Here is a 13,567-nt window from a genome sequence, read left to right on the forward strand (position 1 = left end):
ATCTGTCGGACCACAGCCTCCGTCGCATCACCGGTGTATCCGTTGGGCACATGTGCATACGCGTAGAGGGGGTTGATCGTTCCAGCCGAACGGGTCGGATCGGCCAGGTACTGCTGACCAACCAGTACGAACGGGCGGGACGGCATCACCCCCTGCGTGACGGCTTTCTCGTGCGCGGCGATCTCGTCGAAAGAACCACCCAGATGGACGGTTCCTGCTCGAGCACAGCCCGCGTTGGTCCACGGCACATCACCGTCGATGGCAAAGTCGACCTTGAATGCTGCCGGTGCGCGACGGAACTTGTTGTACGCCTTCATGACACGCGTGGGTAGTGCATTGCCGTAGATGCTGAGCGCTCCACGAGGTGACGTGTCGAGAAGTACCACATCGGACGGTGGAATGTCGGAGGCCGTTCGGACGCTGACGCCGGTGTCGATCTTGCCGCCCCAGTCGAGCAGCATCGAAGCCAGCGATTGGGCGATCGATCCGGATCCACCCTCTGCCACCGGCCACCCGTACCGGTGGCCGGACGCGGTGATCATCAGCCCTACCGCCGAGGTGGCTGGGCGGTCCAGACGGTAGTAGGCGTGAGCGGCCACACCGCCGAACAAGGCCTTTGCCTTCTCGGTGCGCCACCATCGCGCAGCCACCGTGGCCGGTAGCAGTGCCCGTGGGCCGAACGCAGCCAAGGCCAACGGGTGCCGCGGCACGTTCGCGATGGGACGCATCAGGTCTGCCGCGAGGATGTCGAAGTTGCGGGCTATGTCTCCGAACATCCGATGCCAGCGGGGCCCGTCCGCTCCGAGACCATCGGCGGTCGCGTCGATCGAGCGGTGGATGAGTCCCGCGTCACCGTCGTCGAGCGGATGCGCGCAGTCGACGTCCGCCCACTTCCAGTTCAGGCCGTAGCGTTCGAGATCGAGGGTGGCGAGGTAGGGCGAGCCGGCGCCCATCGGGTGGAATGCCGAACACAGATCGTGGAGCACCCCCGGCACTGTCAGTTCGGCGCTGCGCGTTCCGCCCCCGATGGTGTCACCAGCTTCGAGTACCTGAACGTCAACTCCGGCGCGGGCGAGGCGAACCGCGGCAGCGAGCCCGTTGGGCCCGCTGCCGACGACGACAGCGGTGGTCATACCCGGTTGCTCCGCTGCGAGGTAGGTACACCGACGGAGTCACCGGACTCGGTTGTCGTGGTGTCGCGCATCTTCGGTTCCTCCACAGTGCCGGGGTCGGTAGCGGCGCGGTTGGCGTCGATGTCCAGTGTCCATGTCACGGTCATCGGAATGGGTCCGTTCGGCAACCAAGGCTGCTCGTTGATAGCATCGGCGACCTTGTACGTGCCGCGTTCGATGACTCCCAGTGCTGCGTCGATGACCTGATACTGCTGGTAGTTCTTGTGAATCGGCTGCGATTCGATCCACACCACGAGGAACTCGCCCGGAGCGAAGTTGCAGCGGCGCTGAATGGCCGCGATGAGTTTGTCGTCGTGCAGATGTCCGTCGCCGAAGTTGAACGCGACGATCGAGTTGCAGGAGAACTCTCCCTCGCGCAGCGTGTAGGTGTCGATGTCGTCGCCGAGGTGGTTCATCATCAGCGAGAACAGGGCGCGACCCTGGCTGTGAAGCGAACGCCATCCGAGCAGTTGGTGCATCACGACGTCGGCAACATCTGGCGGGTAGGTGGCGAGCAGCTGGGTGCGGGTGTTCTGGCTGGGCCGTTTGATGAACTGGTCGATCTTGTCCTCGCAGCCCGGAGCGAACGCCCAGGTGGCCGAGGCCCAGTTTCCGGCGTATTGCCGCATCGAGGGCAGGAACGAGACGAGGTCAGGTCGGAGGTTGCCCAGGATCGGGAAGAACATCAGCCCCGCCACGATGACGGCCAGCAGAGCGGGAGAGGAGAAGTCCCAGACGGCGTAGCCGTCGGCGTTGGGGAATCCGAGGAACAAGAACACCGATGCGAACGCGAACAGCAGGTTCCATTCCAGCGGAACGGCGAGCGGGAAGGTGGAGATGATGAACAAGTGGAAGGCGACCATCAACGCGACAGCGGCAAGCGCAACGGCCGCGTTGGTGGTGAAGAGCAACACGAGAGGTGTTGCGACCTCTACCAGCGTTCCGAGTATGTGCCCGACACCGCCAGCGACTTTGGAGGGGCGGAGGTCGTGCGGGAAATTCCGGTAGTGCGCACGCTTGAGTGCTGTGGACGGGATCCACGGGGTGTTCGACAGCATCGGTGGGATCACCATGGAGAAGTGGTGCCCGAGCTTGGAGATGCCGGCTCCGACCCAGACGGTCACGATGAGCAGTTTGAGGGCGATGATCATGTCGACGAACGGCAGGAAGCCGAAGATCAGTACTGCCGGGAAGTACTGTTCACCACGGGCGGCGATGAAGATGACCTTGTCGCGCAGGCCGATCACTATCAGCAGTGCGGCGAGCGAGATCATCAGCGCAGGACGTACGAGACCGGCGTTGTCGGTGATCGCGGTGTCGATGGAGCTGGTGTGCACTCCTGGAAGGGCCAATGCAACAACGATATTGACCAGAATCGCAGTGTAGACGACGACGTCGAACACGGTGCGCGTATCCCCCGTGGTGAGCGGAACCTTGCCCGGCCACGGTGGAAGGCGAATCGTCCCGGGGCGCAGCCAGAACAGAGCGCCGCCCATCATGGGTTTGAAGTGTCCGGCCAGAGGTCCCCAGGATCCGCCGAGCCCTACCGATTCGAGTAGGAGGGTCCAGAGCAACAACTTCTGGTAGACGACCGGTTCGTTCCACCACGTCGAGATCTCGAACGGATTGTGTCCGGTGGTGAGTGTGGCGACCGCGACTCCAGCGCCGAGGTAGAGAACGAGCAATTTGAGAATGTAGATGGTGTGGACCATCTTCGGTGTTCCGAATCCGTGGTCTGCCCAATGGGTCGACATTGCCCTGAGACGGTCTCGGAACGGAAGGTCGAGGAAAGTAGCAGGGTCGACCGGTGGGAAGTTTCCTTCTTTGAATCCCATGCGAATGCTCCTGTGTAGGAAATGAATCGTGCAGAGGTGGTGCAGAATGCGGAACTGGTCAGCTCACGGTTTCGACCGCGGACGCTTGCAACGCCAGGCGTAGACCGGGCTTGTCGATCTTGCCGACAGGGTTCCGAGGCAGCGCGTCGATGATGTGAATCGCTACGGGCAGTTTGATTTTCGCTATTCGCTCGCGTAGGTGGTCGAGTAACTCGGCTTCGTGGACCGCCGCGTTCGGGTAGGTCACTACGTACGCAATGGGGACTTCCCCGTAGACGACGTCCGGTGCTCCGACGACCGCAGCTTCGAGGATGTCTGCATGGGTGGCGAGTGCATTCTCGATCTCCTTGGGGTAGATGTTCTCGCCACCGCGGATGATCATGTCTTTGATGCGGTCGATGAGCGTGAGGTATCCGTCCTGGTCCAGTCGGCCGACATCACCGGTGTGTAGCCACCCGTCGACCACTGTGCGTGCTGTCTCGTCGGGGCGGCCGAGGTAGCCGCGCATCACATTCGGCCCGGCAATGAGGACTTCCCCGACGGTGCCCATCGGCAGGAGCGTTCCCTGCTCGTCCGCGATGGCGATTGTCTGACCAGGCAGTGCTGGGCCGACCGTACCCAGTTTGCGAACGCCGTTCGGGGGATTGCACGCAGAAGCGCACGTTCCCTCTGTGAGACCGTATCCCTCGACAATTGCCAGGCCGAACCTCGATTCGGCTCTGTCCAGTAGTTCCTTCGAGATCGGGGCAGCGCCGCAGACCGCGAACCGCAAGGACGACGTGTCACGGACGACGTCGTCGGGCTGAGAGGCCAGAAGTGCGTAGATGGTGGGCACCGCCGAGAAATAGGTGGGCCGGAGCCGCTCGACATCGTCGAAGAACCGTGATGGCGAGAACCGTCCGGTGATACTGACCTGCCCGCCGACGAGCAGGGGTGCCAGGACACTCACGCAGATTGCGTTCACATGGAACAGTGGCAGGATCAGCATGCAGTGGTCGTCGATTGTCAACGAAAAGTGCTGCGCCATAGCCGAAGCCATGTACTCCAGATTTGCATGCGTGAGTTCGACCCCTTTCGGGCGGCCGGTCGAACCCGAGGTGTATATCAACAACGCGAGATCGTCGAGGTCCGGATCGCCGAAGCCGGCGTCGCCGTCGACTGGTGCTCTCGTGTCGATCTCGTCGATCGAGATGACCGGGTACCCCGGCACCGGACTGGGATCGTCGGTGACCACCAACAGCGCATTCGCGTCGTGGATCTGGTACAGCGCTTCTGGCTGGGTGAACGTGGGGTTTACCGGAGTCGCGACCGCTCCGATTCGCCATGCCGCCATCATCGCCGTCAGCAGTTCGACGCGGTTCGGCAGCATCACCGCGATGACGTCACCCTTGCCGAGACCACGAGCGGACAACTGCGACGCGAAGGCGTCGACACGGGTGGAGAACTCGCCGTAGGTCAACGCGGTGTTGTCGTCGCGAACGCACGGACGGGTAGCGCGCTCGGCCCCAGCGTTCCACGTGAAATAACTGATGACGGACACTTTTTCGATCTCCTCACTGATGCTGTGATCCATGACACTAGTGACAGTGGGCGTACTCCAAAACGGCCTGTGAGGCCAGAGTTCGAGAGATTGGTTGTCCTCTGCGCACAACGGGCGTCGAGACCGTGCTTTACCCGCTGGCGGAGGATGAACTCGAAGTCGTCATGACCAAATCCCTTGCGGAGCAGTCGCAGCCAACGCGTCGATGAGGTCACGCTGAATGTCTGTCGCGGGTGACGAGGCGTCGACCACTGCCGAGACGGGCAGTTGCAGTCTGTGCTGCGCCTCGGTGCGAAAGACGAGCCCCGTCTTCGGCGTACTCTCGGCGGTGCTCGCGTAGATGATCGACCAGCATTCCGGGTGGTTGAGAAGTTCGGCGCTCGCCGTGTGATCGGGGGCGACCGGCGGTCCGAAGGCGAGCCGCAGACCGCTGCGCTTCATTGCTCCCTCGATGACCCGGTGCAGCAGAATCTGTTCACTGCGTTTGGGAAGCAGCAGCGGATACGCGGCCAGCTGCTCGAGGTTCGGATTGTCCTCGCTCGCCAGTGGATGGCCGTCGGCGAGAACGACCACCAGATCCTCGGTCCACAACTCCGTCACGTGCAGACCGGAGCGCTCCACGCTTCCCCGGATGAGCGCAACCTGGCAGTCGCCGGAAGTCACCGCTTCGATTTGCTCCGCGAATCGTTTCAACACGAAGTCGATCTCGGCCTCGGGATGACGCTCACGCACTGCAACGATGGCGGCAATGGCATTGGCCGCGAAGGTCATGTTGCCGGTGAGGCGGAGCTGGTTGCGGCGGCGAGCAGTCAATGCCAGAGCCGTCTGCTCGAGTTCCATCATGTGGCGCGCTATGGACACCAATTGTGCTCCTACGACGGTCAATCGAACCGTACGGGAAGTTCGCTCGAACAAGGCCTCGCCCATTTCTCGCTCGAGCTTGGCTATCTGGAGACTGATTGCAGATTGCGAGACGTAGCAGCGTTCCGCCGCGCGCGAAAAGCTCAGTTCCTCCCCGACCGCAAGGAAGTACTTCAGTTGTCGCAGCTCCATCGAGTCTCCATTCATAAGTTCTACTCATCAATGCTATTCCATCTTTCACGTTGATAGACCAGCTCCCGCGGGGTTCTATGGAGGACATGAAAGCGGATATGTACGAGGTCGTCATCGTTGGATCGGGATTCGGAGCACTGGCAGCTGCCAAGTCCCTCGGCAAGGCCGGCGTGAAGTTCTCACTCATCTCCAGCACTACCGAGCACCTTTTTCAGCCACTGCTCTATCAGGCCGCGACCGGGATGCTGTCGACGGGTGAGATCGCCCCGCCGATCCGGCGCATCCTGGCTCAGTACGAATCGGCGGACGTCCGTCTGGGTCGAGTCGTCGACGTCGACCCCGACGAGCACCAGGTCACCTACTCCGCAGCAGGCAGTTCGCACACCATCGGCTTCGGACGACTGATCGTTGCCACGGGCGCTACGCAGGCGTACTTCGGGCGCGATGAGTTCAAGGACCGAACCTTCGCACTCAAGACCGTCGACGACGCGATCGCCCTGCGCGAGCAAATTCTGAGCTGCTACGAAACCGCGCACCTCACCACCGATCCGGTCGCCAAGAAGGAGCTGTTGAGTTTCGTCGTCGTCGGCGCCGGTGCGACAGGCGTCGAGCTGGCCGGCCAGATCAGGGATCTGGCACACCGATATTTCGCCGGATCCTTCCCCGACATCAGTCCCGACGAGGTCAGCGTCACGCTCGTCGACGGTGTGAAGGAAGTTCTGCCCGCATTCGGCGGCAAGCTGAGCACGTATGCCCGCGCGAAGCTCGAGAAGTCAGGAGTCGACGTCGTGACCGGAGCCATGGTCACCGACATCGTCGACGACACGGTCACGGTGCAGGACGTGGACACCGAAACCTCGAGGACCATCGCCGCCAAGACTGTCATCTGGTCGGCCGGAGTGCAGGCAAGCGACCTTGCGGCTACGCTCGCCGAGCGCACAGGGTGCGAAACCGACCGTGCAGGAAGGCTTCTCGTTCACCCGGACTTGACGGTCGGATCGGCGAAGGACATCTACGCGATCGGCGACGTGACGTCGTTGAACGGTCTCCCGGGTCAGTCACCCGTAGCGATGCAGCAGGGTCGTCACGTCGCGAAGACCATCGTCGGCAAGGTCGATGCAGGTACGCCGTTCCGTTACGTCGACAAGGGCAGCATGTCGATCGTCGGGCGATTCAGTGCAGTCGCACGGCTTTTCGGCAAGGTCGACATGTCGGGGCCGATCGCCTGGGTCATGTGGCTGGCAGTCCACCTCATGTACATGGTGGGGTTCCGCAACCGATACGTCGCAGTGGTGTCGTGGTTGAGCTCGTACATCGGCGACAAGCGTCCGCACTTCCAGTACACGGATAGGTGGGCAGTGCGCACCGAGGCACGAGTCGACGAAGAGCATGACCAGGAGCGGCAGGCAGCCTAAACGAACCTCTCCAGATACCTGCGCGTAGGAGCGTCGGGAGTCAAGGAGATCGCTTTCTCGTACGCTGCACGTGATTTCTCGGTGTCACCCAGTCGTGCGAGCAGATGGGCACGGGCGGCCCACGCCGGCTGAAAGCGATCGGTCCCGTCGAGAGCATCGAGCATGGTCGATGCGACATCCGCTCCGTCGGTCTCGGCGGTCACTACCGCGAGCGCCACAGCCCCGCCGAGCGTCGGAGCCAGCTCTTGCAATACCGAGTACAGCTCGCGAAGAGTCGACCAGTCCGTGGACCCACTATGTCTTCGCGCGCAGTGTACGGCCGAGATCGTGGCCTCGAGTTGAAATCGTCCCAGGGCGCTCACTCCAGTGGCCACCAGTGCGTGGGCGTGTCTCAGATGGACTTCTCCGCGGGCGAGAAGGTGTCGGTCCCACAGTCGAAAGTCCTGCTCCGACAACGGAACGAACATTCCGCCGGAGTAGCGAGAGGGAAGTCGCGCGGAGGACAGGCAGATCAGCGCGGCGAGACCGTGCGCCTCGGCGTCGTCGGGCAGCAGATCGCACACCGTTTCCGCGAGATGGAGGGCCTCGCCGGTCAGCCCATCACGCACTTCCGAACCGGTGCTGTGCCAGTCGATGGCGAACGCCCCGTAGACGGCGGCAAGGATGGCGTCGATGCGTTCCGGCAGCACCGTGCGATCAGGAAGTTCGAACGAAAGACCTGCGTCGCGGATTCGTTTCTTGGCCCGACCGAGCCGCGCTGCCAGAGTCGAGGATGGCAGCGCGAATGCTCGCGCGATATCGGCGGCCGTGTAGCCGAGGATGACGTCGAGCATGAGCGGAGTGCGTACGGCTCGGTCTATGTCGGGATGCGCGCATACCGCCATCAGTTGCAACCGCTTGTCCGGCAACGCGTCGGGATCGATCGAGTCGAGATGAGTCCGTGTGTGCTCGGCCGGGTTCAGCGAGACCGACATGCGGTATGCGGCGGATTTCCAGGCGTCGCGTCGACGGTTCCTGGCGGTGGTGAGCAGCCAGCCGTCGGGATTAGCGGGAACGCCGTCGTTCGGCCAGGTCCGCAACGCGCGCTCGAAGGCGTCCGAGAGTGCGTCCTCGGCGGCCGCGATATCCCCGTCTGCCGACGCGAGCAGCGCGAGGAGTCGGCCGTACGAGGTGCGAACGACGTACTCGACCTCGATCACCGGCTCGGCTGCCGCTCAGGTCCACGAACCGTCAATGAACGACGTGGCAGCAGCTCGCACCTCGACGACTCCGAATTGCGCGCCGGGGCATCGTTCCGCCCACATCAACGCCGCGTCCTCGTCGGGAACGTCGATGACGAACACTCCGGCGACGCCTTCCTTCGTATCCGCGAACGGGCCGTCCTGAATCTGGAGATCCCCGGTTCGCAGCGTGACCGTCTTCGTCGCCGAGGACGAGGCCAGCACCTCGGCGGCGACGAGAACCCCCGCCGCCTGCAGCGCCCGCCCGTAGACGCCGAAGGCCTCCTGGATCTGGGTGATGACGTCGGCGTCGATCTCGCCTTCTGCGGGCTCTGCGTGGTTGAGAACGAGTGTGTATCTCATGACCGTCTCCCATTCCGTGTCGTTCCACTTCATGTCGTTCCACTGTGTACCGCGTCGTGCGGTCGCACACAGCTATGACGATCGGGACCGACCGAAATCGACACCTTGGTAGATCTACGAAATCAATTGGGACTTGTGACAGCGGTGCACCTGCGTCTTCGGTAGATCTCCTCGAATCCGACTGCACGTGCGGCTGACTGCTTCAAAACAAACTGTGAACCCGTTTGCTGCATTAGCGTGATCTTGCACACGCTGAGGGGCGTTTCACCCTTGGCATCTCACAGAACTGCTTGGGGGATGGATCGTGACGACACTCGAGGGGAAGCTGACCGAGCGCGAGACTCTCGGTGCCAAGCGTTCCGGCAGACATCGCCGAGGCATGTTGCCTCAGGGCGCAGCTGCATTCTCGGATTGGTTCCATCAGCCGCACGACTACGAGTGGATCGTCGCGCATCGCTCGGTCCGACACCTGCACACGGTCATTCGGGGTGTCTTCAGTCTCGCGACCCTTATCTTTGCGTTGACGTCGGCAATCATGCTGTTCAGCCCGCGCGGACCGCAGGTTCTCGAGGCGCGGCTGTGGGTGTGCTTCGTCCTCGTCGTGCAGGTCGCCGTCGCATACGTTCTTATCGTCTGTCCGGTGCCCAAGAAATACGGCTTCATTGCCTTCGGAATCTTCGGGGACGTCGGTCTCGCGTCTGTACTCGCCTGCTACGACGCGACAGCGGCGACCATGGGCAGTGCACTGTTCGTCATCACCGGTGCGTTCTGCACCTTCTTTCTCAGCCCTCGGTGGATGGTCGCCCATCTGCTGTTCTCGTGCGGCTTCGTCGTCTTCTCGGCGTGGCGCGGATGGTCGAGCAGCGGCGAGCATCCGGCGACGACTCTCGCGGTGCTCACGGTAATCCTCACGGCAATCGCGGGTGTGCCGGTTTTCGCCCATATCGCATGGACCGCAATCGCCGGCGACGCTCGCCGGTCGGCTCGTGATCCGCTGACTGGGCTGCTGAATCGGCGTGGTTTCGATTCCGCAGTACTCGACCTGTGGGATTCGGCAGTCGGTAAGGACGAGTCGATTGCGGTTGCCATGGTCGACGTCGACAAGTTCAAAGCGGTCAACGACGTCTACGGTCACGACGCCGGTGACCGAGTGTTGACCGACATCGCACGCAGACTCGAACGAATCGTCGGCGACAGCGGGATCACGGCGCGAACCGGCGGTGAGGAGTTCGTCGTCGTGATGTCGGGTGAGCGCACTGCTGTCGAGTTCAGATTGCTGGAGGCGGTCGCAGCCGTCCACGACAAGGACGACGACGTACCGATCACGGCCAGCTTCGGGGTATCCATCCTCGAATCGGACTCGGTGTTGCGGCACGCCGGCCAGTCCATCATCGGCCGAATGCTTCGGTCTTCGGATTCGATGATGTACCGCTCGAAGGCCGCGGGGGGCAACCAGATGTCCGTGCATTCCCTCTGAAAAAGACACAAACAAACTGCAAGTTGGTTTTAACGCATCAAAATGGCCCGGGGGACTGTTTTGTGCGCTACCTTTCTGGGGCAGGGGCAGTGAACGACTGTGCTGAGAGGATGGGTTTGTCGATGGCAACAACGATGGTGTCCATGGATCCGACCGAGGGTCTGAGTTTGGGTGGGCAACCGGCGTCGCACCAATTGCGTGTGTCGCGGGATACGACGAATCAGCTGGTAGAGCATATTGTCGGCACCACCGAGTGCCGGGATCTGACCGATGAGCTCGGACGCGGAGTTGTCGCCGACATCACGGCCGAATGCGTCGCACTCGCCGCCGATGTCCTCGACAGTGGAAGGCAGCCGTCGGCACCGCAGTTGGATCGCCTTCGTCGTGCGGCCGGCAAGTGGGCACGCATCGGCGTGCCCTTGGCGCCCATCCAGCATGCGTTTCACGAAGGGTTCTCCGTCGGCCTTCGCTTGGTTGCTCTCCACGCCGTCGACGGTGAACATGAAGCCCTCGTCGATGGAGCAGTCTTGATGTTCGGTCTTCTCGACGTCGTCTCGGAAGCGGTCTCCTCGGCGTACCTCGACGAGTACAAGGCCGTCGCAGTCCAGGGCCAGGATCAGGCTCACGCTGTGGTCACGGCTCTGTTGGGCGGTGATCCTGCCGCCTCGGCGGTGGCAGAACGAAACGGTACCGAGTTGGCGGCCTCCTATGAGGTCGTTGCCGTTCATTTTCCGCCCCACGCGGACGAGACAGGTGCGCCCGGTGCCCGCGAAGCAGCGGCGTCCCGCAAGCTTCAGACGATCTCCGCAGCGATGTCCGACTACTTCTCTCCTGCTCCCCCATTGGCGATTCTGAGTCCGTCGGGTGGAACCATCCTGATTCCCGATGCGGCCGAGCACGCAGCAGAAGAACTCGTGTCTCTCCTGACCGACGCGGGAGGGGTGCTGGTCTCGGCGGCCGCCGCCACGGCGATACCCGAGCGTGTTCCCGGTGCTGCCGAGAACGCATACGAACTTCTCCGACTCGTTCAACGACTGAGTTACCGACCGGGTGTCTATCGAATTGCGGACTTGGCCTTGGAATTTCAGATCGCTCGCCCCGGAGTCGGGCGTCGACACCTGAAGAGAATGCTCGACCCGCTTCGTCGGGTGCCGGACTTACTGCCGACCCTGGAAGTGTTCGTGTCCACCGAGGCAAACCGGAAGAAGGCCGCGACTCAGCTTGTGGTCCATCCCAATACCGTCGACTACCGACTCAAGCGCATCGAGCAGATCACCGGCATCGACCCGATGAAGTCCTCTGGTCTGCGCGCTCTGCACGCTGCGTTGATCGCCGACTCACTCGATCCGAAGAAGCCCACGTGACAATCACCCGTACCGCACCCGTCACCTCGATCGCAGCGCGAGCAGCTCTGATTGCGATCGACGACATGGTGCCGTGCTTTCAGCCGGTGGTGTCCTTGCAGTCGGATGCAGTAGTCGGAATCGAAGCGCTCGCTCGCTGGCCTACCGTCGAGGGTGTCGATCCTGCCGAGGTCTTCGCGCTCGCCCGTATTCGGGGTGTGGTAGCCGACATCGATTTCGCTTGTCGCACAGCCGCGGTGAAGGAAGCTCGTTCGGCGAACCTGACCGACGGCCTGGCGCTGTACCTCAACTACGAGCCGTCGGGTATCACCGATCGTGCACGTACCGAGGCGCATCTCGACGCGCTGGAATGCGAGGGCGACGTGGTTCTCGAAATCACCGAGCGTGGGCTCGACGGGGACCAGGAACACCTGCGCTCGATGGTCGATTCTGCGCGACGACGGGGCTTTTCGATCGCACTCGACGACGTCGGATCCAACCCCGGCACGCTGACGGCACTCACGTTCGTCGAGCCGGACATCGTCAAACTCGACGCATCGATTCTGCGTCGACCCTATTCGTTCCGCAGCGCTCGGGTGATGTCCGCAGTTCGTCGATACGTAGCCTCCAGCGGTGCCGTGATCCTGGCCGAAGGAATCGAATCGGAACGTGATCGGGCTCGGGCGATTCGGCTCGGAGCAACCCTCGGGCAGGGCTGGTTGTTCGGGGCCGCGTCGACGGGGGCGGATGTGCGAACGCGGTTCAGCTGAATTCGTTCACGTTTTCGTGCGCCCACTGTGCGAACGTGGTCGATCTCCCGGTCAGGTCGGCGGCCGTGGTGCCGACGAGTTGGGGATTGTCGACCTGTGCCTCCAGGCCGTCGACGTAGGTGACCGCGAAGTCGCCCATCGTAGGGGTCAGCGCGTCGATAGTTTCCTGCCGTGAGACCTGGTCGAATCGGAGACTTTCACCCAGCGCGTCACCGATGTGTCGAAGGATGGCGCTGCGGCTCAGGCTTTCCGGGCCGGTCAATGCGTACGCCTTCCCGGCGTGACCCGGTTCCGTCAGGCATGCGGCGGCAACGGCGGCGATATCGTCCATCGCGATCGGAGCATTCGCGGAATTGGGGAACGGTTCGCTGACCGACCTTGTTGCGCGGATCTGTGGCGCCCACATCGTCGCGTTCTCCATGAACTCGCCCGGCCACAGATGCGTCCATTCGAGACCGGATTCCTCGACGGCGCGAGAGATCGGGTACCACCAGTTCCCGGGTGGCCCTGCTAGATCGACGATGTAGCGCACCCGCGCTGACTTCGCCAACTCGAGTACCTGGTGCACGGTCTTCTCCAGTGGGGCGAGGTAGACACTGTCGACGCCATCGAACGCAGCGGGAAGCGACTCGACTCGGCCGAGGTAGCCCTTCACGACCTCGACGCCGTCTGGCAGGTCCGCGATTTCGGGTTTGTTGGTGAGCGCCCGTATGTCGCTCGCGCCCGCCGCGATCAAGTGATCGACGAGCATTCTTCCTATGTTGCCGGTAGCTCCGGTCACCAAGACAGTCATACCGTACAGTGTACGGTCAAATCGTTCGCCGTGCGATGTGTTGCTTCGGTAGCTAGGGGGAGTCGGTCGTGCGTGTGGATGGCGCGTCGAGGTTTTCGATCAAATTCAGCTGTGTCCCGTCGGGATCCACGAGGAACCCGACGCGCTGCCCCCAGCGCTGAAGCCGCACTGGATGCAGTCGAGGACGCCCGACGGGCCTTACCACGACACCTGCATCCTCGATCTTTCGATACAGTTCATCGACATCGTCTACGCGGATGCTGCACATGAACGAGCTGTCTTCGGGCACAAGATCAGGAAACCGAAAGAACTCCAACCGGAGTGCTCCACGGCTGAGAATCAGCCAGCCATCATCTCGGTAGGCCAATTCGAACCCGAACCCGCCATAGAAGGTGAGCGTGTCATCGAAATCACGAGATGGCAGGTTCGGTACAGCATGGTCGGCCACAGCATCCAAGCGTACGACCTACCGGTGGACCTTGCAGCCACCTTGTATGTGACCGGATCCAAACAAGACGGTCTCACCATCGACGAGCTCGCGTGATAGCTACTGGGTGAACCCAGCCGTGTCGGGCCCGTGTTCGGC

12 protein-coding genes are annotated in these 13,567 nt (G+C 62.5%); 4 read left to right on the forward strand and 8 right to left on the reverse strand.

Annotation, left to right across the window (positions count from 1 at the left end):
• The 4 genes from A2J03_RS06430 to A2J03_RS06445 form a co-directional block, all read right to left on the reverse strand.
• On the reverse strand, positions 1–1,133 hold a 1,133-nt coding region (locus tag A2J03_RS06430), incomplete at its 3' end, for a phytoene desaturase family protein (RefSeq protein ID WP_068370986.1).
• The gene (locus tag A2J03_RS06435) at positions 1,130–3,007 is read right to left on the reverse strand and encodes a DUF3556 domain-containing protein (RefSeq protein ID WP_068370989.1); all 1,878 of its coding nucleotides are present in this window, start codon (positions 3,005–3,007) and stop codon (positions 1,130–1,132) included. The genes A2J03_RS06430 and A2J03_RS06435, both read right to left, overlap by 4 nt.
• Before the next feature lie 58 nt (positions 3,008–3,065).
• Complete coding sequence (locus A2J03_RS06440) at positions 3,066–4,547, reverse strand: class I adenylate-forming enzyme family protein (RefSeq protein WP_068371080.1); 1,482 nt, start codon at positions 4,545–4,547, stop codon at positions 3,066–3,068.
• Positions 4,548–4,709: 162 nt separating this feature from the next.
• The gene (locus A2J03_RS06445) at positions 4,710–5,600 is read right to left on the reverse strand and encodes a LysR family transcriptional regulator (protein ID WP_068370991.1); all 891 of its coding nucleotides are present in this window, start codon (positions 5,598–5,600) and stop codon (positions 4,710–4,712) included.
• Positions 5,601–5,686: 86 nt separating this feature from the next.
• On the opposite strand from A2J03_RS06445, the gene A2J03_RS06450 reads away from it, so the two are divergent.
• Positions 5,687–7,015, forward strand: a complete 1,329-nt coding sequence (locus A2J03_RS06450; protein WP_068371083.1) for an NAD(P)/FAD-dependent oxidoreductase — start codon at positions 5,687–5,689, stop codon at positions 7,013–7,015.
• On the opposite strand, the gene A2J03_RS06455 is transcribed toward A2J03_RS06450, so the two are convergent.
• Together A2J03_RS06455 and A2J03_RS06460 are read right to left on the reverse strand one after the other, a co-directional pair.
• On the reverse strand, positions 7,012–8,214 hold the full coding sequence (locus tag A2J03_RS06455) for an RNA polymerase sigma factor (protein ID WP_068370994.1): 1,203 nt from the start codon (positions 8,212–8,214) through the stop codon (positions 7,012–7,014). The genes A2J03_RS06450 and A2J03_RS06455 overlap by 4 nt on opposite strands.
• A 15-nt stretch (positions 8,215–8,229) precedes the next feature.
• Entirely contained in the window at positions 8,230–8,598 is a 369-nt protein-coding gene (locus tag A2J03_RS06460; RefSeq protein WP_068371086.1) for a YciI family protein, read from the reverse strand.
• A 304-nt stretch (positions 8,599–8,902) separates the two neighbouring features.
• Between A2J03_RS06460 and A2J03_RS06465 the strand changes: the two genes are divergently transcribed.
• From A2J03_RS06465 to A2J03_RS06475, 3 genes are all read left to right on the forward strand, one after another.
• Positions 8,903–10,075 carry a GGDEF domain-containing protein gene (locus tag A2J03_RS06465; protein WP_082897645.1) on the forward strand — a complete coding sequence of 391 codons (1,173 nt, stop codon included), beginning with the start codon at positions 8,903–8,905 and terminating at the stop codon, positions 10,073–10,075.
• Between the two features lie 122 nt (positions 10,076–10,197).
• Positions 10,198–11,439 carry a PucR family transcriptional regulator gene (locus A2J03_RS06470; protein ID WP_068371092.1) on the forward strand — a complete coding sequence of 414 codons (1,242 nt, stop codon included), beginning with the start codon at positions 10,198–10,200 and terminating at the stop codon, positions 11,437–11,439.
• Positions 11,436–12,188 carry an EAL domain-containing protein gene (locus A2J03_RS06475; protein ID WP_231912394.1) on the forward strand — a complete coding sequence of 251 codons (753 nt, stop codon included), beginning with the start codon at positions 11,436–11,438 and terminating at the stop codon, positions 12,186–12,188. Before A2J03_RS06470 ends, A2J03_RS06475 begins: the two co-directional genes overlap by 4 nt.
• Here the strand turns inward: A2J03_RS06475 and A2J03_RS06480 are convergent.
• Together A2J03_RS06480 and A2J03_RS32000 are read right to left on the reverse strand one after the other, a co-directional pair.
• Positions 12,181–12,981, reverse strand: coding sequence for an SDR family oxidoreductase (locus tag A2J03_RS06480; protein WP_068370997.1), 801 nt, complete (start codon positions 12,979–12,981; stop codon positions 12,181–12,183). The genes A2J03_RS06475 and A2J03_RS06480 overlap by 8 nt on opposite strands.
• A gap of 52 nt (positions 12,982–13,033) precedes the next feature.
• Positions 13,034–13,429, reverse strand: a complete 396-nt coding sequence (locus A2J03_RS32000; protein ID WP_068371000.1) for a bleomycin resistance protein — start codon at positions 13,427–13,429, stop codon at positions 13,034–13,036.
• Between the last annotated feature and the right edge of the window lie 138 nt (positions 13,430–13,567).

Source organism: Rhodococcus sp. EPR-157 (assembly GCF_001647195.1).
In the GTDB taxonomy this organism is placed as follows: domain Bacteria; phylum Actinomycetota; class Actinomycetes; order Mycobacteriales; family Mycobacteriaceae; genus Rhodococcoides.

Coding starts and splice junctions, on each gene's coding strand:
- A2J03_RS06480 (WP_068370997.1), bottom strand. CDS start 12,981: ATGACTGTCTTGGTGACCGGAGCTACCGGCAACATAGGAAGAATGCTC.
- A2J03_RS06470 (WP_068371092.1), top strand. CDS start 10,198: ATGGCAACAACGATGGTGTCCATGGATCCGACCGAGGGTCTGAGTTTG.
- A2J03_RS06445 (WP_068370991.1), bottom strand. CDS start 5,600: ATGGAGCTGCGACAACTGAAGTACTTCCTTGCGGTCGGGGAGGAACTG.
- A2J03_RS06435 (WP_068370989.1), bottom strand. CDS start 3,007: ATGGGATTCAAAGAAGGAAACTTCCCACCGGTCGACCCTGCTACTTTC.
- A2J03_RS06450 (WP_068371083.1), top strand. CDS start 5,687: ATGAAAGCGGATATGTACGAGGTCGTCATCGTTGGATCGGGATTCGGA.
- A2J03_RS06460 (WP_068371086.1), bottom strand. CDS start 8,598: ATGAGATACACACTCGTTCTCAACCACGCAGAGCCCGCAGAAGGCGAG.